Source organism: Phaeobacter sp. JH20_37, from assembly GCF_048056015.1.
In the GTDB taxonomy this organism is placed as follows: Bacteria; Pseudomonadota; Alphaproteobacteria; order Rhodobacterales; family Rhodobacteraceae; genus Phaeobacter; species Phaeobacter bryozoorum.
The window spans coordinates 86,478-107,416 of sequence record NZ_JAYMWW010000002.1 but is presented as its reverse complement, the minus strand read 5'-3'; the positions used below and the strand labels follow the sequence as shown (position 1 = coordinate 107,416).

Below are 20,939 nucleotides of genomic sequence, written 5' to 3'. Positions count from 1 at the left end.
CTCTGCCTTCCTCATAGCTTGGGAATGTAGCAGAATAGTTTTTGCCTGCAACAATTGACAAATGGTTGCGCAACCATTAGCAAAATGATTGCGCAACCATTTTGCGGCCGTAAGCCGCTGGTGCAAATCTGGGAGGAACCATGCGTAGATTCATTTCTCAACTCACTGCGACCGCGGTGTTCGGCGCGGCTTTGGCAGGAAGTGCCGCAGCCCAAGAGTACAGCTTCCGCTTTCAGTCCTCGGACCCGGCAGGCAACGCGAACTTCATCCTGCAACAAACCTGGGCAGAGGATGTTCGCGAAAGAACCGGCGGCAAGGTCGCGATCGAGCTACTTCCGGTCAACACTATCGTCGCTCATTCAGAGACGCAGGACGCGGTTGCTGCCGGCATCATCGATGGCCATTTCACCGATACTTCCTACTTCGCGGGAAAAGAACCTGCCTTTGGACTCATCGCCAATCCTGTCGGTGCATGGTCTGATCCCCAGCAGATGTTCGACTTCATGGAAAACGGAGGCGGCAAAGAACTGATGAATTCGCTCGTCGAACCTTACGGGCTTCATTTCATCGGCGCCACAACACCCGGCCTTGAGGCGTTCGTGTCCAAGGTGCCGCTGGATGGTGTGGATGATCTCAAGGGTCTGAAAATGCGCGCCCCGGAGGGTATGGTGCAGCGTGTCTTCGCGGCGGCCGGAGCCGTGCCGGTCAACCTGCCCGGCAGCGAGGTGTTCACATCACTGGACAAGGGCGTGATTGATGCCGCCGATTACACCGTGTTCTCGACCAACCATGAGCAGGGCATGCACGACATCGCCAAGCACCCGGTTTACCCGGGATTTCACTCGATGCCCCTTGTCGAAGTCAGCATGAACAAAACGACGTGGGATTCTCTTCCTGCCGACATTCAGGCCACGCTGGAGCAGAGCGTCTCCGATTTTGCCCGCCGGCAGGTAAGCACCCTTGCAGAGCGCGACGCGGTCGCGGTTGCAGCGGCTGCTGCGGACGGGGTCACGGTTCATGATTGGTCGGCTGAAGAGCGTGCCCGTTTCCGGGCAATTGCAAAAGGCGAGTGGGAAGCCGCCGCCGGTGCCTCCGATGCATCCGCGCGGGTGTATAGCACGCTGACCAAATACCTCAGCGACAACGGCTTGCTGGAATAACGGCGATCATCGAGAGCAACGTCCTCGATGAATTCGTCGGGGACGTTTTTTTCTGACTTGGGGGAGAATGACAATGGCCAGTGATAGCCATGATTTCACGAACGAGCGGGCGGGCCCAACGAGCGCGCCGCCTGAAGCCGGTACCTTGGGGAAAATCATCGACCGCTTGGGGATCGTGTTCGCAATAGCAATTTTGTCATCCGCAGCCATTCTCAACGTAGAAGTTGTTCTTCGCTACGTCTTCAACAGCGCGACGATCTGGGCGCATGAGACCGTCATTTTCCTGACCGCAAGCTCGTTCGTCTTCGGTGGGCTGTATGTCGCCGCACGAAACGCACATATCAGGGTGGTGTTGATCTATGACCTGTTGAACATCAAGATGCGCCGCCTCTTTGATGTCGTCATCTCGGTCATATGCAGTTTCTCCTGCGCGTTTTTCGCCTGGGCGTCCTGGCAAAGCGTATCCCGTGCCGTCTGGACCCCAGAAGGACACATCAGGATCGAAACAACGGGCAGCGCTTGGGATCCGCCGACCGCCGGGTTGATCAAGATCTTTCTCTTCATCGTGCTGATACTGCTTTGCGTGCAATTCGCGGTGCTGGCTTTCAACTACTTCAGAAAGCGGGATGGCTGAGCCATGGATTTCCTTTCACTGATCACTGACTTCAAAGCCATGGGTATCGAGTGGGCGACATTCGCGATGTTCGTCATGCTGCTCGGGCTTTTGTTGACCGGGATGCCGCTTGCTTTCGTGACACTGCTTGTCGCCTTGATCTTCGCCTTGGGCTGGTTCGGCCCGATGGCGGTTCCACTGATCACATCGCGGATCTTCAGTTTCGTAAACAGCTTCGTTTTCGTCTCTGTCCCGATGTTCGTGCTTATGGCGTCGATATTGGATCGCTCGGGTATCGCCAAAGATCTCTTCGATGCGATGCGGGTTGTCGGGGGGCGACTGCGCGGCGGTGTGGCCATCCAAACCCTTCTTGTGGCCGTCGTCCTGGCCGCGATGTCCGGAATCATCGGCGGAGAAGTCGTTCTGTTGGGGCTGCTGGCTTTGCCGCAGATGCTGCGGCTGGGATATGATCGACGACTTGCGATTGGCGTGTGCTGTGCAGGTGGTGCGCTGGGGACCATGATCCCGCCGTCGATCGTTCTGATCATCTATGGCCTCACCGCGAGCGTCTCCATCGGCGATCTTTTCACGGCATCGTTCCTGCCGGGCCTGATGCTGGCTTCGTTCTATATCGCCTATGTCCTGATCCGGGCATATCTGAACCCTGATATCGCACCGATCCCGGAACCCGATGAAATCCCGACGAAAGAGAAGTTGCGTCTGCTCAAGGGCCTTATCTTGCCGATCCTCGTGGTGTTCATGGTCCTGGGGTCGATCTATGGCGGGATTGCGTCTGTGACCGAAGCCTCGGCAATGGGCGTCCTCGGGGTCGCGCTGTCCGCCGTCATTCGAGGGGAATTTAACTGGGAGCTTCTGAAGGGGGCCTCGCTCCAGACTCTTTCGACCGTCGGCATGATCGTCTGGATCGGTATCGGCGCAACCGCTCTGGTCGGTGTGTTCAACCTGATGGGCGGCATCAACTTCGTGTCCGGGCTGATCATCGGAGTTTCAGATAACCCGACAGTCATCGTCCTTGTCATGATGCTGATCCTCTTCGTGCTGGGAATGTTTCTCGATTGGGTCGGGATCGCGTTGCTGACGATGCCGATCTTCGTTCCGATCATTCGCGAACTTGGCCTTGATCCCGTCTGGTTCGGAGTTGTGTTTGCAATGAACATGCAGGTCAGTTTCCTGTCGCCACCCTTTGGCCCGGCCGCCTTCTATCTGAAGTCGGTCGCGCCTGAGGGGATCTCTCTTGGTGAAATATTTCGGTCCTTGTTGCCGTTTATCGCCATGCAGGTTCTGGCGCTGGCGATCCTGATTGCTTTTCCTGGCGTCACTGGGAGGTGGTAGATGATTGATACTAAAAAGAAAAAACTACGGTCACAGGACTGGTTCAACAATCTCGAAGATCCTGAAATGACGGCGCTCTATCTGGAACGCTATCTGAACTATGGATTGACCATTGAAGAACTGACCTCCGGGCGTCCGATTATCGCAATCGCACAAACCGGTAGCGACCTTTCCCCATGCAACCGACATCACGTGACGCTTGCTCAGCGCACACGCGAGGCGATCCGGACGGCTGGAGGCATCGCCCTCGAGGTCCCCGTGCATCCTATCCAGGAGACCGGCAAACGACCGACCGCGATGCTGGACCGCAACCTTGCCTACCTGAGTTTGGTCGAGACGCTTTTCGGCTATCCGATTGACGGTGTCGTTCTGACGATTGGATGCGACAAGACCACGCCGGCACTGCTCATGGCGGCGGCAACCGTCAATATTCCCGCGATCGCATTGTCGGTCGGGCCGATGCTAAACGGCTGGCACGAAGGCGAACGAGCCGGATCCGGCACCGCCATATGGCAGGCCCGGCAAAAGTTTGCTGCGGGTGAAATCGATGCGAAGGGGTTCCTGGAGATTGCCGCCGCGTCCGCCCCGTCCGTGGGATATTGCAACACGATGGGAACCGCATCCACCATGAACTCCCTCGCAGAGGTTCTGGGGATGCAGTTGCCCGGCGCCGCCGCCATTCCCGCCCCCTACCGGGAACGGGGGCAGATGGCATATGCAACCGGCTTGCGCATCGTGGAAATGGTTCACGAAGACTTGCGGCCCAGTGACATCATGACCCGGGAGGCCCTTGAAAACGCGATTGTGCTTGGTTCGGCGATTGGTGGATCGACCAACGCCCCCATCCACTTGAACGCTATTGCCCGCCACCTGGGGATTCATCTGACGAACGACGATTGGGAGCGTCTTGGTTTTGACATTCCCCTGCTCGTCAACATGCAGCCCGCAGGCACCTACCTTGGTGAGGATTTCTATCGTGCTGGCGGCGTTCCCGCCGTGGTTTCGGAACTTCTGGAAGCGGGGATGATCCCCCACCCGGCGGCCAAGGGTGCCAATGGAAAGACATTGGCGGAAAACTACGCGGGGATCAGAGCAACCAATAGCGACGTCATCAGGCCCATCGATCGCTCTTTGATGCGCAACGCCGGCTTCCTGAATCTGAAGGGAAACCTGTTTGACAGCGCCTTGATGAAAACCTCTGTCATCGATGCTGCGTTCCGCGAAAGGTATTTGTCCAACCCGGAGGATCCAGAAGCCTTCGAGGGGCGTGCAATCGTTTTCGACGGTCCAGAGGAGTTTCACGCCAGGATTGATGACCCCGCGCTCAGGCTAGATGCGAACTGCATTCTCGTGATGCGCGGGGCTGGGCCAAAGGGATATCCCGGCGGTGCAGAGGTCGTGAACATGCGCCCGCCCAGCTATCTGATCAAGCAAGGTGTACGGGCGCTGCCGTGCATCGGGGATGGTCGCCAATCGGGTACGTCCGGATCGGCTTCGATCCTGAACGCATCGCCCGAGGCGGCGGATGGTGGGGGGCTTGCGCTGCTGCAGACTGGTGACCGCATTCGCGTCGATCTGGGCAAACGATCCGTCAATGTGCTCCTCACAGACGAAGAGATGGCGCGCCGTCGCGAAAGATTGGACGCCGCGGGTGGTTTTCCCGTCCCGAAAAGCCAGTCGCCATGGCAAGACATCTTCCGGCGATCCGTCACACAGTTTTCGGAGGGAATGGTGTTGAAAGAGGCCACCGAGTACCGGGATATCGCCCGCAAACACGCCTTGCGCAACAATCATTGAGAACGAGAAATGGTTAACGCAGAACTTGTTTGTGTGGGTGAGCCCCTGTTTGAACTCAGCAACGTGGGGCCGGGCAAATGGGACGCCGGCGTTGGCGGCGATGTTTCGAATGTCGCCGTCGCGGCCTCGCGTCAGGGAACACGATCGACCATCCTGACCCAGTTGGGCGACGATGATTTCGCGGCCGAGATCCGGAACTTCTGGGCCGCCGAAGGCGTCAACGACGCCTATGTCCCAACGCTGGCAGGTGCCGAGACGGGAATGTACTTCATTACCCACGACGCGGGTGAGCACAAATTCGAGTATCGCCGCTCGGGCTCCGCAGCCTCGCAGGTTCGTCCCGAAGATCTTTCGGAGGAAGCCTTTGACAATGCCGCAATCGTGCATCTTTCCGGTATATCTCAGGCGATCAGCGCTTCGCCCAGAGCAACGACCGAAAGAGCCATTGCGATTGCGAAGAAGAAGGGCATCAGGATTTCTTACGATCCCAACCTGCGGCTCAAGCTTTGGCCATTGGAGGAAGCGAGAAAGGTCATCCTGGATACGGTGAGGAAGGTCGACATCTTCCTTCCGGGACTGGACGATGCACGCATTCTGACAGGCATCGAAGAACCCGAAGATATTGTCCGGTTCTTTGCTGAACTCGGCGCCCCGATCATCGCGCTGACAATGGGCGGCAGAGGCGTTCTGGCGGCCAATGACGGTGATATGCGTTTCATTTCCAGTCCCAAAGTCGATGCAGTGGATGCAACCGGCGCGGGCGACTGCTTTGACGGTGCCTTCCTGTCACAGCTGATCAACGAAGACTCTGTGTTCGATGCCGCTGCATATGCGGCCACTGCGGCTGCCATATCGGTTCAGGGTCATGGCGCAGCAAAATCCATCCCAAATCGCGAAGCTGTCCTGGCTTTGCAAGAACAATGCCGAGGCGAGACATGGACAGCCCCCGAAATCTGAAAAGCAGCAGGATAATCGAGATATGCCGGCTGTGCCCGGTAATCCCGGTCTTGGAAGTGGAGCAGATCGAGCAGGCAACCCCGTTGGCCCAGGCTTTGAATGCCGGGGGCCTCAGGGTGCTGGAAGTCACCTTGCGCACCGATTGCGCATTGAGCGTTATTTCCGAGATGTCCAAGGTTCCGAATGCCATTGTCGGCGCGGGTACTTTGCGGACGCCCGAAGACGTGCGTGCAGCAAAGCAGGCGGGTGCAAGTTTCGGTGTGTCCCCGGGCGCGACAGATCGGCTTTTGGACGCCTGTGAAGAAGCGGGTTTGCCATTGCTGCCCGGTGCCGCCACCGCAAGCGAGGTAATGACCTTGCTTGAGAAAGGCTACACCGCACAAAAGTTCTTTCCGGCAGAGGCGAGCGGCGGGCGGTCGGCGCTCCGGTCGTTAGGCGGTCCGCTGCCACTTGTGCAGTTCTGCCCGACGGGGGGGATCACCCCTGAAAAAGCAAAACAGTATCTGAAGCTAGAAAATGTGAGGTGTGTCGGAGGCTCCTGGATCGCGCCGACCAGCTTACTCAGGTCACGCAACTGGGCTGAAATCGAGACCCGTGCGCGCCACGCTTCCCAACTTGGGGGACAAGCCTCATGCTGAAACCTAAGCCAAAAAACATCGCCCTCATCGCACACGATCTAAAGAAGCGATCTTTGGCCACCTGGGTATTCAACAATCAAACGAAGCTGAAGCGCCACAACATACACGCCACGGCTATGACCGGTGGCATCATACAAGAACGTTGTCCTCAATTGCGTATCCAGGTGACAAAAAGCGGGCCTCTTGGTGGGGATCAACAAATCGGATCGATGATTGCCGTTGACGGTATCGACTTGCTCATATTCTTCACGGATCCGCTTTCCCCACATCCACATGACGTCGATGTGAAGGCATTGAGCAGACTTGCCGTCGTCTATGACGTGCCAATGGCCTGCAGCGGAGCCACAGCAAACCTGATCGCTGCGTCTGGCTACCTGGATTAATATTCGTCGTCAGTTTTTGGGCCTGAAAGCGTCTTGAGCTAAGAGAGTAGCTGGCTGCCCTCGTTGCCCCTGAAGCTGAGCACTCAAAGGTTCACCGTGTCCGATTCTGCCGTCATACAAGATGCCTTCGCATCTGCAGCGATGTTCTGCTTTGCCGCCACCTTGATGGATCAGAGGCCCGTGGAGACGGCTTCGTGTGAAGGTCCGGTTTCGTAGAGTTGCCCGGCCATTTCGCGCTCGCGGCGAAAGCCCGGAATCCGCCCACGTTGCTGATGCTGCAGATGCGAGCAAATTGCGCGCAGATGCAGCGAACGACTGGAAGGTCACCCGCAAAGCCGCCCGTCACTCGGCCTTGCTGAAATCCCGCGCGAGAATTTCCCGCGCATGCGCGACCCCTTCTGGGGTCAGGCTCAGCGATTTCGCCTTGTTTTTGGGATCATGGATCAGGCCTTTCTCGAAAAGCCGGTTGGTGATGGCCCAATCGACTCCCTTCCAGACCTGATCGCCGTAATGCAGCGTCAGGCTAAGGATCGCGAGAGCCGCATCATCAATCTTATCGATGTCGAGTGCCATCTCCCCTCGTTTTCCTGTGTCTGCCCGCTTTTCGAACCGCGGCCCCGCATCATGCATAACCCCGCCGCTTCTTCGCCGCGGCAAGCTTCATCAGCGCGGTGACGGCGCGCCCTTCATCCGGATGCTGCTCGATCATCATCTGCCCGCGCGCGCCGATGCGGCCCCATTCGCGCACCAGGCTGGCGCCCCCAAAGAGATCGGGTTGAATGCTCATGCGGTAAAACCGCCTCATGTTGCAGGCTGGATCGATCCGCCGCATCTGCAGGTCGGTCGGGAACACCTCAAGTTGAGCGACAGAGTGAGACATATCGTGATCCAGCAGGCTTTCTTCCAAAATATCAGGTGGAAGCCTGCTCTTCCACCTTGATTTCCCCGCGAGGGGAAAGGGGGCTCACGCCCCCTTCTCGAACTTCATGACCGGGATGCCGAGCTTTTTGGCCTTGTCGGCTAGGTTCTCCTGGATGCCGGTGCCCGGGAAGACGAGGACACCCACGGGGAGCACATCCAGCATCGCGTCGTTGCGCTTGAAGGGAGCGGCTTTGGCATGCTTGGTCCAATCGGGCTTGAAGGCCATCTGCGTCACGCCCCGGGCGTCGGCCCATTTGGCGGCGATGAGTTCTGCGCCCTTCGGGCTTCCGCCGTGCAGAAGGACCATGTCGGGATACTTAGTCCGGACCTGATCGAGCTTGCCCCAGATCAGGCGGTGATCGTTGAAGTCGGTCCCACCGGTGAGGGCGACCTTGGGTCCTGCGGGGAGCATGACCTCGGTATCGGCGCGGCGCTTGGCGGCCAGGAAATCGCGGCTGTCGATGAGCGCTGCGGTCATGTGCTGGCGGTTCACCATCGAGCCGGTGCGGGGGCGCCAGGTCGATCCCGTGTGATGGACGAACTCGGTGGCGGCGTGATCGCGCATCATGTCCATGCAGTTGCGCCGTTCGACGAGGGTCAGGCCTTCGGCCGTCAGGCGCTCAAGCTCGGTCGATTTCACCTCGGAGCCGTCCTGCTCGCGCTGGAGGCGGCGCTGCGCCTGCTCGTTCTCGTCGAGCGACCGCTCGATCCTCGCCGTGGCGCGGTGGAAGAGGTTGACCTGGCCCCAGAGCACCTCTTCGAGGTCGGGTTCCATGCGGGTGTCTTCAAGGCTCGCAACGAGGGCATCGAAGATGTCGGCGACGGCGACCGCAAGGCGCTGCCCATCGGGCATCGGGCGCGGATCGGGCTCATCAAAAGGACGGAAGCCATAAAGCTGCAACTCGTCGAGCGCATGGGCGGTCTGGGATGCGGTGTGGGCGGGTTCATACGCGTCGTCGTGGGTGTGGATCGTCATCGGTTCTTGCCTCCGGGCCTGTCTCATCCGCGCGACAACCCGCGCGGCCTTCATGGGCTGCGAAAGCTGTCACTGGGGACGCCCCCTCACCCCGCCTTCGGGGCCGGAACGCATGTGGAGGAGGGCGGCAGGCAAGCTATTTGTTTCGCGATGCAAAGCGGGGGCTCGTCCCCCGCGGCGGAAATAGCTTGCCTGCCGCCCTTGATGAGGCGTTCCCTTTGACGGCCGCCTGCCCATCTCTTGAAGGCCGTGCGGGTGTCGGGTGGATGAGATTTACCTCGAAAGAGGCAAAGGGGATGATCAACACCCGCGACAGGGATACATGACCCCTGCCCCGCACTCCCGGACCGCCCCTTGCGCGATGCAAGTCAGCCGGACAGGCGTTGGCGATCCTCAAGCCCGATCTGCCCTGCCAGATGCTGGCGCAGCGCCTCTTTGCCGTTCGCCCGGAGATCATCGTTGAAATCTCCGAGCTGCGGTTCCAGCACCCGGACGGCAATCCCGACCTCTGTGGCTCTGGCGCTCAACCTCTCTGCCGCGCGTAGCCCGGCCGGATCGCGGTCGATGGCGATGTAAAGGCGCTGCAGCCCCTTCGGCAACTGGACCGCCCCGAGGTGACCCGACGAGAGCGCCGCCCAGACGGGAAGGCCGGGGGCCGCCTCGGACAGGGACAGCATGGTCTCGATGCCCTCGCCGATCACGAGGATGTCATCATGCGGGGTCAGCCTGACGGCATTGCCGAGGAGGTGACCCATGGCACGCCGCTGCGTCTCGACAGCCGCCTTTCCCTGTCCGTCAGGCGCCAACCAGGTGCGATGCACGCCCTGCAAGGCCCCTGCCCCATCGGTGACAGCCGCGATCAGCGCCGGTCTGGGGATGCTTCGGGTCTGACCCTCATCCCGATGCCAGCACTTCGGGTGGAAGCGCAGCGCGCTCATCGTGCCGCCTTGGGTGATGCCTCGGGAGCGGAGGTAGGTATCGGCAAGCGTGCCTGCGACCGGCACCGAGGCTGCAAACAATCGCGCCGCCGCCGCTGGCGTGCCACCGGGGGCTTTGGCCTTCTTCGGCACTGGCGTATTCGGGAGGGACGGCTGGGGACGGCCTAGATGCGCACGGGCCTCGGCCAGAAGATCGGGAAAGCGCGAGATCCCGGTTCGCTCGCGGATGATATCGAGGAGATCGCCATGCTCACCCGTGGCGCCGTCCGTGAACTTGCCGGCAGCACCCGGCCCTGACGCAGGCCCAGTCAGCCGCACGAAGAGCGACCGGCCAGGGTTGTTCTGCAAATCGCCCACAATCCAGTAGGACCCTTCCCGCCGTCCGGCGGGAAGGTAGGCGCGACACACGCTCTCTGCGTTCTCCGCCAGACCGCGGATCACATCTTCAGTCTCAGAATACATGGCTCAGCACCCTCCGCGCGCATGTAGTTCTGTCACAGGACAACGTGCAAGCAGACGATCAAGCACTGCGATGCCGCTCGAGTCTGTTGGGCAGAAGAGCCGCAGTTTCCAGCTGATGATCTCCGAGAAGAACCCATCTGCCTTCAGCCGGTCCTTGGCGGCACCCAAAAAGCCCGACAGTTCGATCCGGTTGACGCCCATGACGCGCGAGCGGTGCAGCTCCATCCCTTCGGCCAAGCGCACGACCGTCTTGCCCTCCAGAACAAGGGCATGGACTTGCGCCGCCGTGAGCTGCGGCGCGTCAGCGGCCAGCGTGGTCGCGACCCAAGACGGCGAGACGCGGCGACCGATGATGCGCTGACCATCGTCGGTTTGTAGCCGGTAGACGCGGGTCTCGTCCTGCGGCAGTTGCTTCCAGATCGGCAGCAAAAGCCCCGCCACGATATGCAGGGTGGTTTCCGAGAACTCCGGCACTTCAGCCAGTTCCGCGGTCCATGCGGCGGCGAAGGCCGCCCGATCTGCTTCGAGCCAATGGGTGTCCTCCATCATCCGGGCAGGGACAGTGCTGGCCTCCGTTGGCCGGATCAGCCGCAAGCGGGGCTCGATGGTGCCGTCATCCAACATCAGGCTAGTGGCTGGAACCTGCACCGCCGCCCGGCCCGAACGGCTGTTGACCAGCAGGCGCGCCTTTGGATCACCGAGCCAGTCCAGCGCATCGGCCAGCGAGGTCGGCGTATTGCGCCGCTTCTCCGCGATGGTCAGCAGTTGGGTTTCCGCGCCGGAGCCGGGATGGGTGTAGATCACCCGTGCGTCCGTCACCTGAAAGCTCTCGGCGCGCAGCGTCTCGAGCCCGAGGTCATAGACCCCGGCCGCGATAGCGCCCTCGATTCGCTGGTCGAGGAGTTCCTCGAAGGCCGCGAAGAGCACGGCCTGCATGTCGATCGTCAGCGCCAGCAGGCGATTGAGGAAGGTCGTGATCGGGGGCAGATCATCCTTCAGCCCATTGTCATCGGTCAGGCTGAGACCTGTGGCATCCTCGAAAGCGCCAAGTGAGCACCCCGCGACATCGCCGCGATAGATGCGGCGGTAAAGCTGGCGCAAGGCATCGCGGGCATAGGGAGACTCCAGATTGTCCTCGGGCCGGAACAGCCCCTGCCCGCCGGTTTGACGCTGGCCGCGCGTGATCGCCCCGAGCGTGTCGAGGCGACGCGCGATGGTCGACAGGAACCTCTTTTCTGCTTTCACATTCGTGGCGACGGGGCGGAACAGTGGCGGCTGCGCCTGATTGGTGCGGTTGGTGCGCCCGAGGCCCTGGATCGCGGCATCGGCCTTCCAGCCCGGCTCGAGCAGGTAGTGGACCCGCAGGCGCTGGTTCTTGGCGCCCAGATCGGCGTGATAGCTGCGCCCCGTGCCACCCGCATCCGAGAAGATCAGGATGCGCTTCTGGTCATCCATGAAGGCGGCGGTTTCTGCGAGGTTGGCAGAGCCCGCCCTGCTTTCCACGACCAAGCGGGCGGCAGAGCCCTCGCCTTTGCGCACGATGCGGCGCGAGCGGCCCGTCACTTCCGCCACGAGATCGGTGCCGAAGCGCTGGACGATCTGGTCGAGCGCCCCCGGCACGGGTGGCAGACTGACCAGCTTCTCGATCAGCGCATCGCGCCGGCGCGCAGCCTCCCGACATTCGACCGGTTGACCGTCACGCACCACAGGCCGAGACGACAAATTACCCTCGCTATCGGTGAATGGCTCGTAGAGCTGCACCGGGAAGGAATGGTCAAGGTAGTCCAGGACATACTCCCGAGGGGTGATGTCGACGCGGATGTCGTTCCATTCCTCGGTCGGGATCTCCGACAGGCGGCGCACCATCAGCGCTTCGCCCGTCGAGACGATCTGGATGACCGCCGAATGACCTGCCGCGAGATCGGCGTCGATGGCGGCGATCAGGGTTGGGGTTTTCATCGAGGTGAGCAGATGGCCGAAGAAACGCTGCTTGGCGGATTCAAACGCCGAGCGGGCGGCAGACTTGGCCTGCCGGTTCAGCGTACCGCCGGATTCGCCAGTAATGTTGGCCGCTTCCAGCGCCGCGGACAAGTTCCGATGTATGACTCCGAAGGCGAGCGCATATGCATCATAGATCCCGCGCTGCTCCGGCGTCAGCGCATGTTCCAGCATCTCGTATTCGACGCCGTCATAGGACAGCGAGCGCGCCGTGTAGAGGCCAAGCGACCGCAGATCGCGGGCCAGGACCTCCATCGCGGCAACACCGCCAGCTTCGATAGCTTGCACAAATTCCGCCCGCGTCGAAAACGGAAAGTCCTCGCCACCCCAGAGCCCGAGGCGCTGCGCATAGGCGAGGTTGTGCACCGAGGTCGCGCCTGTGGCCGAGACATAGACCACGCGGGCATTCGGCAGCTTGTGCTGCAGCCGCAGACCCGCCCTGCCCTGCTGCGAGGCCGTGACATCGCCGCGCTCGCCTTTCGATCCTGCGGCATTGGCCATGGCATGGCTTTCGTCAAACAGGATCACCCCGTCGAAATCCGCCCCGAGCCAGTCGACGATCTGGTCGACGCGGGATTTCTTGGCCCCGCGTTCTTCGGAGCGCAGCGTCGCATAGGTGGTGAAGAGGATGCCCTCGGAGAGCGGGATGTCGCGGCCTTGTGCGAAGCGCGAGAGCGGCGTGACGAGCAGGCGTTCCTGCCCGAGGGCCGACCAGTCGCGCTGCGCGTCCTCGAGAAGCTTGTCACTCTTCGAGATCCAGAGCGCCTTGCGCCGGCCTTGGCACCAGTTGTCGAGCACAATCCCGGCCGACTGGCGGCCCTTGCCCGCACCGGTGCCATCGCCAAGGAAGAAGCCACGGCGGAAACGGACGGCGTCAGCGGCATCGTCCGGCGCGGCCGAGACCATGTCGCCGGTTTCGTCGACAGTCCAAGACCCCGCGAGATACGCGCCATGCGCCTCGCCTGCGTAGATCACGGTCTCAAGCTGCGCGTCGGACAGAAGGCCATCGCGCAGGATGGCGGCTGGAAGCTTGGGCCGGTAGCTGGGTTTCGGAGGAGCGACCGAAGCCATGGCCGCCGATTGCACCAGCTTGGTCGGGTGCGGTTCCGCTCCGGGAATGTCGATCGCCTGCAGACGGAAGGTCTCATAAATGGCATCCGACAGGCGCGCGCTGGCCCCGTCCTCGGTTGCATCGCGCAGGGTATAGGCGAGGTCTGCGGCCTCGATCTGCGGAGCGGTGTTGGTGGCGGGTGTTGCTGGCGTGGCGCGCGATGTGCTGATGGCTGCCCGCGTGGTGCGGGCAGGATTTCCCGGGAAGGGGGAAGTGAGGCCCTGCCCTGCTGGTGCGACCTGCGCCAGCACAAGGCGCGGGGGGACGTGGGCGATAATCAGCGACAGCAGGCTGGCGACATCAGGCGAAATCGGGGGCGCCAGATCGGCGGTGATGCCGCCCGCCTCGCCACCACGACATTTGTCGAAGACCGAAATCCGCGTCTCGAAGCTGGTGCCGTGTTTGGCGAAGGCAGCACCAGACACAGCGCCGGTGAAGACCAGATGCGCGGACTCGGTCAGGCGAGCGAAGGTCTCGGCCCAGGCGGGGGCATCCGGCGCGAACCCGGCGCCGGTGATGGCGACCAACCGTCCGCCGGGGACCAGGCGCGCGAGCGCAGAGCGCAGATGCCGGGCTGTCGCCTCGGTGGTGCGGGCGTCGACATTGGCCACCGCCGAGAATGGCGGGTTCATCACGACGACGCTCGGGCGGACGCCCGCGTCGAGATGATCGTCGATCTGCGCCGCGTCAAAGCCTGTGACAGGCCGCCCCGGAAACAGGCGGCGGAGAAGATCGGCGCGGGTGTCGGCCAACTCGTTCAACGCGAGGCTGCCGCCCGCGATTTCTGCGAGGACCGCCAGAAGGCCCGTCCCAGCCGATGGCTCCAGCACCAGATCGCGCGCGGTGATCTGTGCTGCAGCCAGTGCCGCCAGCCCCATGGGCAGCGGCGTCGAGAACTGCTGGAACCGCTCCATCTCCTCGGACCGCCGCGTATGGGTCGGCAAAAGGCCCGCCACCTTGACGAGGATCGGCAGCAGCGCCGCGGGCGAGCCCGCCCGGGCCAGGAGCGCACGGCCGAACTTCCGCAGGAACAGGACCAGCGCTGCCTCGCCCGCTTCATAGGCCAGCTTCCAGTCCCAGGCGCCGGTCGCATCAGAGCCGCCAAAGACGCGCTCCATCTCAACGCGCAGGCGCAGCGCATCGATCTGGAAACCCTGCGCCAGATCAGTCTGCAGCGCTTCGGCCACGCTCAAGATCGCAGCGGCCGTATCGAGGGACGGGATAGGGGCGACAGGCGCAAGGGCGCGCTCGGTCGCAAAGGGGGCGAGATGGGTCATCGGGAAACTCCGGAATGAGGAACAGGATCAGGCCCGGACACCCTCTTTCGAGCACCCTCAGGCCTGACCTTCCCCGGCCCTCCTCTTTCTCTCAAACCTCATGATTTTCGCGGGTGGCTTGATTTTGTTCCTGTTATGTTCTGTTTTACGAACCAAGCTAGGAAGGGAGAACCCCGATGGAAAGCACCACTTACGTCCTGCCCGCGACGCCAAAGCAGATCGCCTATGCGCGCGCGCTGGCCCTGCGCAACCAGACGCTTCTGCCGTGGGAGGTTCAGCAAGATCGGCGCTCCTTGAGCGCCTGGATCGACGCACAAGCCAAGCTCACATCCGCGACAGCGCAGGACAGCCGCCCGACATCAAAGCAGGTCGCATTTGCCGAGCGCCTCGCCCGCATCAAGCGCCGCGCCGTTCCGGATGAGTGTTTTCGCGACAAGGGGCTGATGTCGAAGTGGATCGACGGGAACAAGTGAAGCTGGGCAGACCCTGCGGTGATCGAGATTACTTCAGCCGATCAACAACCGATGCCCCGCCCGATCTGGCAAGCGCGATGAGGCTGGATTGGATTTTGGATGTGAAGACGGAACTGAACGTGCCGATGGGCGTGCGGTCCTCCCAGACATAGGACCGCTCCAGAATATCCGTGTTGATCTCGTCCAGCATGACCCATTTGCGGACATGGGTCTCTAACCTCACGCGCTGCGACTCGATCTGTGGCACCTCGATGAACTTGCGCGAGGGCAAGGGCGGCTGCGTCGTGATCGGCAGGATGAATACCACGGTCTCGCTATCGGACTTGGCGACAGTGACGGCGATACAGACAGGCCGCGTCTTGCGGCCCTCAGTCTCGCCCGCCATCTGCTCGCGTTTCCATAGGAACGGGTAGCGGCAAACCTCTCCCGCACTCGGCTTAGTCATCCGCCTGCGTCAAGTCCCGCTCGAGCCCCTCTATCATCAGCGCCTTGAGATCCTCTGGCATCTCGTCAACCATGTGAGCCTGTTGCGTGGCCCCCCGGGTGAGCTGCTGGTACTGGTCCATGCTCATCAGCACGAATTTCGGCTTGCGGTGCTTGGTGATCGCAATCGGCGACCGAATGGCCGCGTCGAACAGGTCACTGGTGTGCCGCGTCAGGTCGGCCGCCTTGAACTCGGGAAGATCATGCACGATCTGGGTCTCCATTTGTGCAGAATATACATACATTCTGGATATTCCGCAAGAGATGGGTTGAGCCCTCCCATGTGTCATCCGAACCGCCGCCCCCCTGCGGTGAAGGTGTATTCATTGGCAATGATGCCGTCCTCAACGGACTCGTCCGAGGTAAGGTGGTCGTATTCAGCCTGAAGCTGGCGGTAGAGCCAGCGGGCAAGGTCGCGCAGCGCCTCGGTCACGATCTCCTCCGCGTCCTCGGTGGGCGGCTGCCAGGTCGGGCTATCACGGGTGACGTCCACGGACATGGCGTATTCGTGGTAGTAGCGGCCCCGATGGCTGACCTCGGCGGCAAGCTGGTAGAAGTTCCGCCGCTGGATGGCCTGCAGCCGGTCGGCAATGCCATGCAGCGTCGCATCCTGGGGCGCATAGTCCCGGATGCGCGCGGCCGCGCCCTTGGTGTGGCTGAGGTATGCTTCAAAACAGGCCCCATCCCCTTGGCTCCAGAACCCTGAAAACCAGATGCAGGGCTTGGTGCGTGTCCCGCCGCCCATCAGGCGGACGGGGGTTGTTTTGAGCCGGACGCCGAGAATATCGCAGATGCGCTCGAAATCCTCATAGACCGCGTCCCACCAGTCGTCGTGGGGCCCGAGCTCACGATACCAGCTGCGCGCCTTTTCCTTGGCGACGTCGGAGAGTTCAGGGAACTGGTAGACTGTTGTGCAGATGACCTCAGGCATCGACGTCCTCCCCGTTCAGCGCCGCGACCAACCATTCTTGCGTACTGGACCAGCCGATGGATTTACGAGCGCCGAGATCGATGGCATGCGCGCCGCCACCAATGGCGTCGAGCCGTGGCCGGGAGCAGGTCAGAGCATACTGGAACCCCCAAAGGCCGGTGAGGTCGAGGTCTGCGGCGAGGCGCAAGACGAAGCGGATGACGGCTTCGACATCGCCGTGGTCGTCGTCATGGATCCAGAGGGTGCTGCCCTCGGGAGCATCCTGGCGCACGAGATCGAAGCCAGCGACCTCCGGGTCGTCAGCGTCCTGATCAGCTTCGCGCAGTTCTTGGAACAGCGCGAGCGCGCGGGCGGCCTTGTCGGGCGTGCCGACGTCGAGCAGGCACGAGAATTGGGTGAAGTAATCCGCCATGGGGACCTCCTGAATGGGAAAAGCCCGGCCGGGCGGCCGGGCGTTGTGTTGGAATGAAGGGGTGGTTGGGGGCGATCAGCCGGCGGGCTCGTCGCCCCCCGCCTGTCGCGCGGCATGCGCGCAGAGCATCTGCCGGTAGAAGCGCTTGCGCGCCGTCCGGAAACTGCGCACCGCGCGCGTGTCGGGGTGCAGCGCCCGGACCGCCGCGCGCAGAACTGTCTGGGGCGATGCCGTCGGCGGCAGACCGAGGCGCAAGTATGCGGGATCAGTCATGTCAACTGACCTCGACCACGGGCGAGGCGAGATGCGGATCGACCAGCGCCTCGATCCGCTCGGACCGGCCCATCCAAGGCTCGGGCCGGATGGCCTTTACCCAGTCGGCGAAACTCGGGATGAAGCCGAGGTCTTCCTTCACATGCTGCTCGCCAACCCAGCGAGTCGGGATGATGCGCCGGGCCGAGAGCGTGATGGTCTGGCCGAAGATCGTCTCGGCCAGGAATATGCCCTCGGCATGGTGCCGCAGGGCCCGGTGCCGAAAATCGGCGGTGATCTCCTTGCTCTGGTCGATTATCTGGACACTTGCGATTTCACCTCCAAGGCTGAAGTTTTCACCTTTTTCCGAGGACCGATTATGCAAGTCACCAGAACTCCAGAGGGGACTGTCCCTCGCTATTTTGTCCGCGACGATGCGGGTAATTCCGTCGAACCGATTCACGATTTCCTCCGTTATCTTGACGCTAGGGGCTCATCCCCGAACACCATTCGCTCCTACGCCTACGACCTGCGGCGCGTGTGGGAGTTCTTTGAAGCCCGAGGGCTCGAGTGGCAGGGCTTCAACATTTCGAACGCCGTCGATCTGATCGCTTACCTGCATGACCGGATCGATATGCGCCCCGGCCGGGGCGCAACCTCGGCTGGCCCGGATCGGCTGTCACCGGCAACGGTCAATCGAGCGCTGGCGGCAATGTCGTCTTTCTGCGACTGGGCGATCATCGCAGGGACGCTGACCCCGCCGAACCCGATGCGGGTCAGCAAGAGTATCAACAAGCCTGCGGTCACTGATCGGCACAGACCGTTCTTTGAAGGCATTTCCCGTCGCTCAGCGAGTGTGCGCGTGATCCGTGTCCGCAGCGTTCACCGCCTGCCTCGCCCGTTGAGCGACGACCAAATCGAACGTCTACTCGCCGAGCTGACCAACCTACGCGATCGCGCCCTTGTGCTGCTGATGCTGCACGGTGGGCTGAGGCCAGGCGAAGCGCTCAGTCTGCATCTCGAGGATATCGCCTATGGGCGGCGGCGCGTGACCGTTCGATGTCGCGCTGACCACCCGAAAGGGGCACGCGGAAAGTCGCGCGTCGAGCGTGTCGTCGACCTCCATGACGGGCAGGCCCTGGATACCATCAGCGCCTATGTCATGCGTGACCGTCCCCGCGAGACAGAGACACCGTTCATCTTTCTCGTCGGAGGAAACGGCACGAGGCGGTCTGAGCCCTTGTCCTATGCCGCGTTGGCAAAAGCCTTCGCGCGAGCGGCGGAACGCGCCGGGGTCAAATCGCCCGGCGTCACACCGCATGCGATGCGACATACCCACGCCACCCGCATGTGGGAAGCCGGCATGCGAGAGCTGACCCTGCAGCGCCGGCTCGGGCATGCGTCGCCGGAATCGACACGCATCTACACACGCGTGTCCGACGCCACAGTGCTCGCCGAGTACAGCCGTGCCATGGGACTGAAGCCATGATAGACCCCTTCCCGAAAGCCCTGATGACGTTTCCGACCGACATCGCGCCGTCGCATAGCGAGGAGGAGGAATACCGCGCATTCCTCGCGGGCCTCGACATGACCCGCAATATGAAGAACCGGTATATCGCTCAACGTCGAGAGTTCGTCGCCGCTTTTCCCGATCTCGCTCTTTGGTGCGAACAACCGCTTGAGGTTCGGCTGGGCCGACTTCACGGAACGTCCGCCTTCACACCTGAACACCCCGCCTCGTTCTGGGCGCGGCAATATCTCTACTACCTCGCCTTCACGGACCGCCTGCGCCTCGACTATGGGTTCCTCCTGTCGATTTCGCCCATGTATGCCGCCCAACTCGCAAATCACCTGGGCATCGATCTGGGCATTCCGGATCTCCGCAAGCGCCAGAAAGCGATGGGGTATCACCAGACGACGCCACAGGGGTCGACCATCTGGGTGGTTTCCCGCATCGCGCTTCATGCCGGCATACGTTCGCCTGAACTTATCACCTCCGATGACCTTGACCTGTTGAACGATGCAATTTCTGCATATGCGGCGTCTTCCCTGATGAAGCGCTTCCATGGCTACGACCCGCAGAAGGCCAAGGCGACCGCCCATTTCTGGCACCGCTATGTCCGACAGACACAGCTTGTACTGCACCACCTCGGCAACGGCATCGCGCGACCGCGAATGACCGCCGACAAGCGCAGGCCTTATGTCTATCCGAGGCCGGATATGGGTGTTTTCATCGAGCGCTGGCTGGAGATCAAGCGCACCAGCCTTTCCAGGGTGACGGTCGACCACTGCGCCGTGTCGCTCCGCCGCTTTGTCGACTTCCTGGTTCGCCACGATCCAAAGATCGAGAAGTTCGCAAATGTCACGTCCGAGGTAATGACCGCCTTCCTGATCGATCTTAGGAGCCAAGTCGGCGCCAGAACCAAGCGTCGATTGTCGATTACCGCCCAAAGATCCCGTGCACTTCATGTCGCGCAATTCCTCAGCGAGGGGGCGGCCTGGGAATGGCCGGATTTCCCGACGCGACCAGTTCTGAACACCCGCGATCTTCCCCGCCTTCCGCAGCGCTTGCCTCGGTATATCCCGGCCGAACAGCTTGGCCCGCTCATGGAAGAGGTCCGCAAGCTTCCATGCGATTTCCAGCGCGCCGCGATTCTGATCGCGCGATGGTCCGGCGCCCGTCGGACAGAGATCGCAAGGTTGCCCGTCGACTGTCTGGACGCCTATCCGGACGGAACGCCACGGCTGCGCATTCCGGCGGGAAAGACCTACAGGGAACGGCTCGTGCCGCTTCACCCTGAGGCTGCTGAAGCTCTTCGCAAGGTCATCGACCTGCGCGCACAGTCGGACGAACGCCCGGTCCCGGATGCCAGAACCGGCCAATACGTCAAGTTGCTCTTCTACCGCCGCGGTGTCGCGATCTCGCCCGACTACCTGTTCAATTATCCACTCAAAGACATCTCTCACCGACTCGGTCTGGTCGATGGAAAAGGGCAGAATCTCATCTCGGCACATCGCTTCCGCCATACGGTCGGCACGGAACTCGCCGAAGGCGGTGCGCGGATGCAGACGATCATGGACGTGCTGGGGCATCAAAGCCCGCACATGTCGATGGTCTATATCCGAGTCAGCGATGAAGCCGTGCTCGCGGACTATCAGGCCGTGTTGAAACCTGATGCGCCGATCGCCGGACCCGCGGCCGAGATCATCCGCAATCAGCGCCTGCCGCAAAGCACGGTCGATTGGCTGAAGTGCAACTTCCTGAAGACCGAGCTCGAACTCGGCCATTGTCTCCGACTGCCGGAAGAAGGTCCCTGCGAATGCGACCTCTATCTGAACTGCGCCAAATTCGTCACCACCCGATCTTATGCGCCGAGGCTGCGAGCGCGCCATCGCCTCGAACTCAATCTGACGGAAGACGCGCGTTGCCGCGGTTGGACACGAGAAATCGAACGGCATTCAGGAATAGCTTCCCGCATCGAACAGCTTCTCGTCGAACTGGGCGAGCCAGTCACAGACGCGGCACAAGAGGTCGGGCAGACGGTCGAAGCGGCACGGAAAATGTCGCGGTAGCCCACAGGTACCTCCCCGCCGCCCGCTCCGCTGCGCGCGTATCCGCGCTACGCGGGCGGCGGGGGCCCTCCTATGGACAACCACGACAAACCCCGGTCGGGAGAACAAAAACAGCTTGATTGTCCGGATAACATCGAACCAGGTATGCACGGCGATGAAATCATCGACCGTGCCGCCCCATTTCCTCACCGAGGAGAGCGCGTGGTGATAGGGATGTGCCATCGCCGCCAC

At 61.8% G+C, this 20,939-nt stretch carries 21 protein-coding genes and 1 pseudogene; 10 read left to right on the top strand and 12 right to left on the bottom strand.

The window, feature by feature from the left end; genetic code table 11:
- The first annotated feature begins 140 nt into the window (after positions 1 to 140).
- The 7 genes from VWZ87_RS01585 (at position 141) to VWZ87_RS01555 (ending at position 6,901) form a co-directional block, all read left to right on the top strand.
- Positions 141 to 1,160 (top strand): TRAP transporter substrate-binding protein, encoded by a 1,020-nt coding sequence (locus tag VWZ87_RS01585; RefSeq protein ID WP_416539510.1) that lies wholly within the window; start codon positions 141 to 143, stop codon positions 1,158 to 1,160.
- A 73-nt stretch (positions 1,161 to 1,233) separates the two neighbouring features.
- Entirely contained in the window at positions 1,234 to 1,794 is a 561-nt protein-coding gene (locus VWZ87_RS01580) for a TRAP transporter small permease subunit (protein WP_416539509.1), read from the top strand.
- Positions 1,795 to 1,797: 3 nt separating this feature from the next.
- The gene (locus tag VWZ87_RS01575) at positions 1,798 to 3,126 is read left to right on the top strand and encodes a TRAP transporter large permease (protein ID WP_044029554.1); all 1,329 of its coding nucleotides are present in this window, start codon (positions 1,798 to 1,800) and stop codon (positions 3,124 to 3,126) included.
- Positions 3,127 to 4,923, top strand: a complete 1,797-nt coding sequence (locus VWZ87_RS01570) for an IlvD/Edd family dehydratase (protein WP_416539508.1) — start codon at positions 3,127 to 3,129, stop codon at positions 4,921 to 4,923.
- Between the two features lie 33 nt (positions 4,924 to 4,956).
- Positions 4,957 to 5,880, top strand: a complete 924-nt coding sequence (locus VWZ87_RS01565; protein WP_416539507.1) for a sugar kinase — start codon at positions 4,957 to 4,959, stop codon at positions 5,878 to 5,880.
- Positions 5,859 to 6,518, top strand: a complete 660-nt coding sequence (gene eda, locus VWZ87_RS01560; protein WP_416539506.1) for a bifunctional 4-hydroxy-2-oxoglutarate aldolase/2-dehydro-3-deoxy-phosphogluconate aldolase — start codon at positions 5,859 to 5,861, stop codon at positions 6,516 to 6,518. Before VWZ87_RS01565 ends, eda begins: the two co-directional genes overlap by 22 nt.
- Positions 6,512 to 6,901, top strand: coding sequence for a methylglyoxal synthase (locus tag VWZ87_RS01555; RefSeq protein WP_416539505.1), 390 nt, complete (start codon positions 6,512 to 6,514; stop codon positions 6,899 to 6,901). The genes eda and VWZ87_RS01555 overlap by 7 nt, the downstream gene beginning before the upstream one ends.
- A gap of 342 nt (positions 6,902 to 7,243) precedes the next feature.
- Here VWZ87_RS01555 and VWZ87_RS01550 read toward each other — a convergent pair whose 3' ends face one another.
- The 5 genes from VWZ87_RS01550 to VWZ87_RS01530 form a co-directional block, all read right to left on the bottom strand.
- The gene (locus VWZ87_RS01550; protein ID WP_416535740.1) at positions 7,244 to 7,474 is read right to left on the bottom strand and encodes a DUF6429 family protein; all 231 of its coding nucleotides are present in this window, start codon (positions 7,472 to 7,474) and stop codon (positions 7,244 to 7,246) included.
- Between the two features lie 49 nt (positions 7,475 to 7,523).
- The gene (locus VWZ87_RS01545; RefSeq protein WP_209259533.1) at positions 7,524 to 7,781 is read right to left on the bottom strand and encodes a WGR domain-containing protein; all 258 of its coding nucleotides are present in this window, start codon (positions 7,779 to 7,781) and stop codon (positions 7,524 to 7,526) included.
- Between the two features lie 84 nt (positions 7,782 to 7,865).
- The gene (locus tag VWZ87_RS01540) at positions 7,866 to 8,798 is read right to left on the bottom strand and encodes a DUF2493 domain-containing protein (protein WP_416535739.1); all 933 of its coding nucleotides are present in this window, start codon (positions 8,796 to 8,798) and stop codon (positions 7,866 to 7,868) included.
- 368 nt (positions 8,799 to 9,166) lie between these two features.
- Positions 9,167 to 10,198 (bottom strand): toprim domain-containing protein, encoded by a 1,032-nt coding sequence (locus VWZ87_RS01535; RefSeq protein WP_416535738.1) that lies wholly within the window; start codon positions 10,196 to 10,198, stop codon positions 9,167 to 9,169.
- 3 nt (positions 10,199 to 10,201) lie between these two features.
- Positions 10,202 to 14,584, bottom strand: coding sequence for a strawberry notch-like NTP hydrolase domain-containing protein (locus VWZ87_RS01530; protein WP_416558429.1), 4,383 nt, complete (start codon positions 14,582 to 14,584; stop codon positions 10,202 to 10,204).
- A gap of 176 nt (positions 14,585 to 14,760) precedes the next feature.
- On the opposite strand from VWZ87_RS01530, the gene VWZ87_RS01525 reads away from it, so the two are divergent.
- Positions 14,761 to 15,057, top strand: coding sequence for a hypothetical protein (locus VWZ87_RS01525; RefSeq protein WP_416535736.1), 297 nt, complete (start codon positions 14,761 to 14,763; stop codon positions 15,055 to 15,057).
- 28 nt (positions 15,058 to 15,085) lie between these two features.
- Here the strand turns inward: VWZ87_RS01525 and VWZ87_RS01520 are convergent, their stop codons facing one another.
- From VWZ87_RS01520 to VWZ87_RS01495, 6 genes are all read right to left on the bottom strand, one after another.
- Entirely contained in the window at positions 15,086 to 15,502 is a 417-nt protein-coding gene (locus VWZ87_RS01520; protein WP_416535735.1) for a hypothetical protein, read from the bottom strand.
- The gene (locus tag VWZ87_RS01515; RefSeq protein ID WP_269363945.1) at positions 15,495 to 15,785 is read right to left on the bottom strand and encodes a type II toxin-antitoxin system Phd/YefM family antitoxin; all 291 of its coding nucleotides are present in this window, start codon (positions 15,783 to 15,785) and stop codon (positions 15,495 to 15,497) included. The genes VWZ87_RS01520 and VWZ87_RS01515 overlap by 8 nt, the downstream gene beginning before the upstream one ends.
- Before the next feature lie 41 nt (positions 15,786 to 15,826).
- Positions 15,827 to 16,471: an antitoxin of toxin-antitoxin stability system gene (locus VWZ87_RS01510; RefSeq protein ID WP_111550046.1), complete on the bottom strand. Its 645-nt coding sequence runs from the start codon at positions 16,469 to 16,471 to the stop codon at positions 15,827 to 15,829.
- On the bottom strand, positions 16,464 to 16,883 hold the full coding sequence (locus VWZ87_RS01505; protein ID WP_111550045.1) for a hypothetical protein: 420 nt from the start codon (positions 16,881 to 16,883) through the stop codon (positions 16,464 to 16,466). Before VWZ87_RS01505 ends, VWZ87_RS01510 begins: the two co-directional genes overlap by 8 nt.
- Before the next feature lie 75 nt (positions 16,884 to 16,958).
- On the bottom strand, positions 16,959 to 17,156 hold the full coding sequence (locus VWZ87_RS01500; protein WP_416535734.1) for a hypothetical protein: 198 nt from the start codon (positions 17,154 to 17,156) through the stop codon (positions 16,959 to 16,961).
- 1 nt (position 17,157) lies between these two features.
- Positions 17,158 to 17,469, bottom strand: coding sequence for a DUF6915 family protein (locus VWZ87_RS01495; RefSeq protein WP_416539519.1), 312 nt, complete (start codon positions 17,467 to 17,469; stop codon positions 17,158 to 17,160).
- Positions 17,470 to 17,514: 45 nt separating this feature from the next.
- Here VWZ87_RS01495 and VWZ87_RS01490 point away from each other — a divergent pair, with 45 nt between their 5' ends.
- Together VWZ87_RS01490 and VWZ87_RS01485 are read left to right on the top strand one after the other, a co-directional pair.
- Positions 17,515 to 18,624 carry a tyrosine-type recombinase/integrase gene (locus VWZ87_RS01490; protein ID WP_068246004.1) on the top strand — a complete coding sequence of 370 codons (1,110 nt, stop codon included), beginning with the start codon at positions 17,515 to 17,517 and terminating at the stop codon, positions 18,622 to 18,624.
- Positions 18,621 to 20,708 carry a tyrosine-type recombinase/integrase gene (locus tag VWZ87_RS01485; protein ID WP_106406201.1) on the top strand — a complete coding sequence of 696 codons (2,088 nt, stop codon included), beginning with the start codon at positions 18,621 to 18,623 and terminating at the stop codon, positions 20,706 to 20,708. Before VWZ87_RS01490 ends, VWZ87_RS01485 begins: the two co-directional genes overlap by 4 nt.
- A gap of 117 nt (positions 20,709 to 20,825) precedes the next feature.
- Here VWZ87_RS01485 and VWZ87_RS01480 read toward each other — a convergent pair.
- Positions 20,826 to 20,930: pseudogene (locus VWZ87_RS01480) on the bottom strand (DUF6915 family protein); the annotation flags it as partial.
- Positions 20,931 to 20,939 lie beyond the last annotated feature (9 nt).

What these genes read in the sequence shown, in the direction of transcription:
- eda (WP_416539506.1), top strand. Translation starts at nt 5,859, where the DNA reads ATGGACAGCCCCCGAAATCTGAAAAGCAGCAGGATAATCGAGATATGC.
- VWZ87_RS01580 (WP_416539509.1), top strand. Translation starts at nt 1,234, where the DNA reads ATGGCCAGTGATAGCCATGATTTCACGAACGAGCGGGCGGGCCCAACG.
- VWZ87_RS01530 (WP_416558429.1), bottom strand. Translation starts at nt 14,584, where the DNA reads ATGACCCATCTCGCCCCCTTTGCGACCGAGCGCGCCCTTGCGCCTGTC.
- VWZ87_RS01500 (WP_416535734.1), bottom strand. Translation starts at nt 17,156, where the DNA reads ATGACTGATCCCGCATACTTGCGCCTCGGTCTGCCGCCGACGGCATCG.
- VWZ87_RS01585 (WP_416539510.1), top strand. Translation starts at nt 141, where the DNA reads ATGCGTAGATTCATTTCTCAACTCACTGCGACCGCGGTGTTCGGCGCG.
- VWZ87_RS01570 (WP_416539508.1), top strand. Translation starts at nt 3,127, where the DNA reads ATGATTGATACTAAAAAGAAAAAACTACGGTCACAGGACTGGTTCAAC.
- VWZ87_RS01525 (WP_416535736.1), top strand. Translation starts at nt 14,761, where the DNA reads ATGGAAAGCACCACTTACGTCCTGCCCGCGACGCCAAAGCAGATCGCC.
- VWZ87_RS01550 (WP_416535740.1), bottom strand. Translation starts at nt 7,474, where the DNA reads ATGGCACTCGACATCGATAAGATTGATGATGCGGCTCTCGCGATCCTT.
- VWZ87_RS01555 (WP_416539505.1), top strand. Translation starts at nt 6,512, where the DNA reads ATGCTGAAACCTAAGCCAAAAAACATCGCCCTCATCGCACACGATCTA.
- VWZ87_RS01575 (WP_044029554.1), top strand. Translation starts at nt 1,798, where the DNA reads ATGGATTTCCTTTCACTGATCACTGACTTCAAAGCCATGGGTATCGAG.
- VWZ87_RS01545 (WP_209259533.1), bottom strand. Translation starts at nt 7,781, where the DNA reads ATGTCTCACTCTGTCGCTCAACTTGAGGTGTTCCCGACCGACCTGCAG.
- VWZ87_RS01535 (WP_416535738.1), bottom strand. Translation starts at nt 10,198, where the DNA reads ATGTATTCTGAGACTGAAGATGTGATCCGCGGTCTGGCGGAGAACGCA.
- VWZ87_RS01520 (WP_416535735.1), bottom strand. Translation starts at nt 15,502, where the DNA reads ATGACTAAGCCGAGTGCGGGAGAGGTTTGCCGCTACCCGTTCCTATGG.
- VWZ87_RS01510 (WP_111550046.1), bottom strand. Translation starts at nt 16,471, where the DNA reads ATGCCTGAGGTCATCTGCACAACAGTCTACCAGTTCCCTGAACTCTCC.
- VWZ87_RS01485 (WP_106406201.1), top strand. Translation starts at nt 18,621, where the DNA reads ATGATAGACCCCTTCCCGAAAGCCCTGATGACGTTTCCGACCGACATC.
- VWZ87_RS01540 (WP_416535739.1), bottom strand. Translation starts at nt 8,798, where the DNA reads ATGACGATCCACACCCACGACGACGCGTATGAACCCGCCCACACCGCA.
- VWZ87_RS01505 (WP_111550045.1), bottom strand. Translation starts at nt 16,883, where the DNA reads ATGGCGGATTACTTCACCCAATTCTCGTGCCTGCTCGACGTCGGCACG.
- VWZ87_RS01515 (WP_269363945.1), bottom strand. Translation starts at nt 15,785, where the DNA reads ATGTATGTATATTCTGCACAAATGGAGACCCAGATCGTGCATGATCTT.
- VWZ87_RS01490 (WP_068246004.1), top strand. Translation starts at nt 17,515, where the DNA reads ATGCAAGTCACCAGAACTCCAGAGGGGACTGTCCCTCGCTATTTTGTC.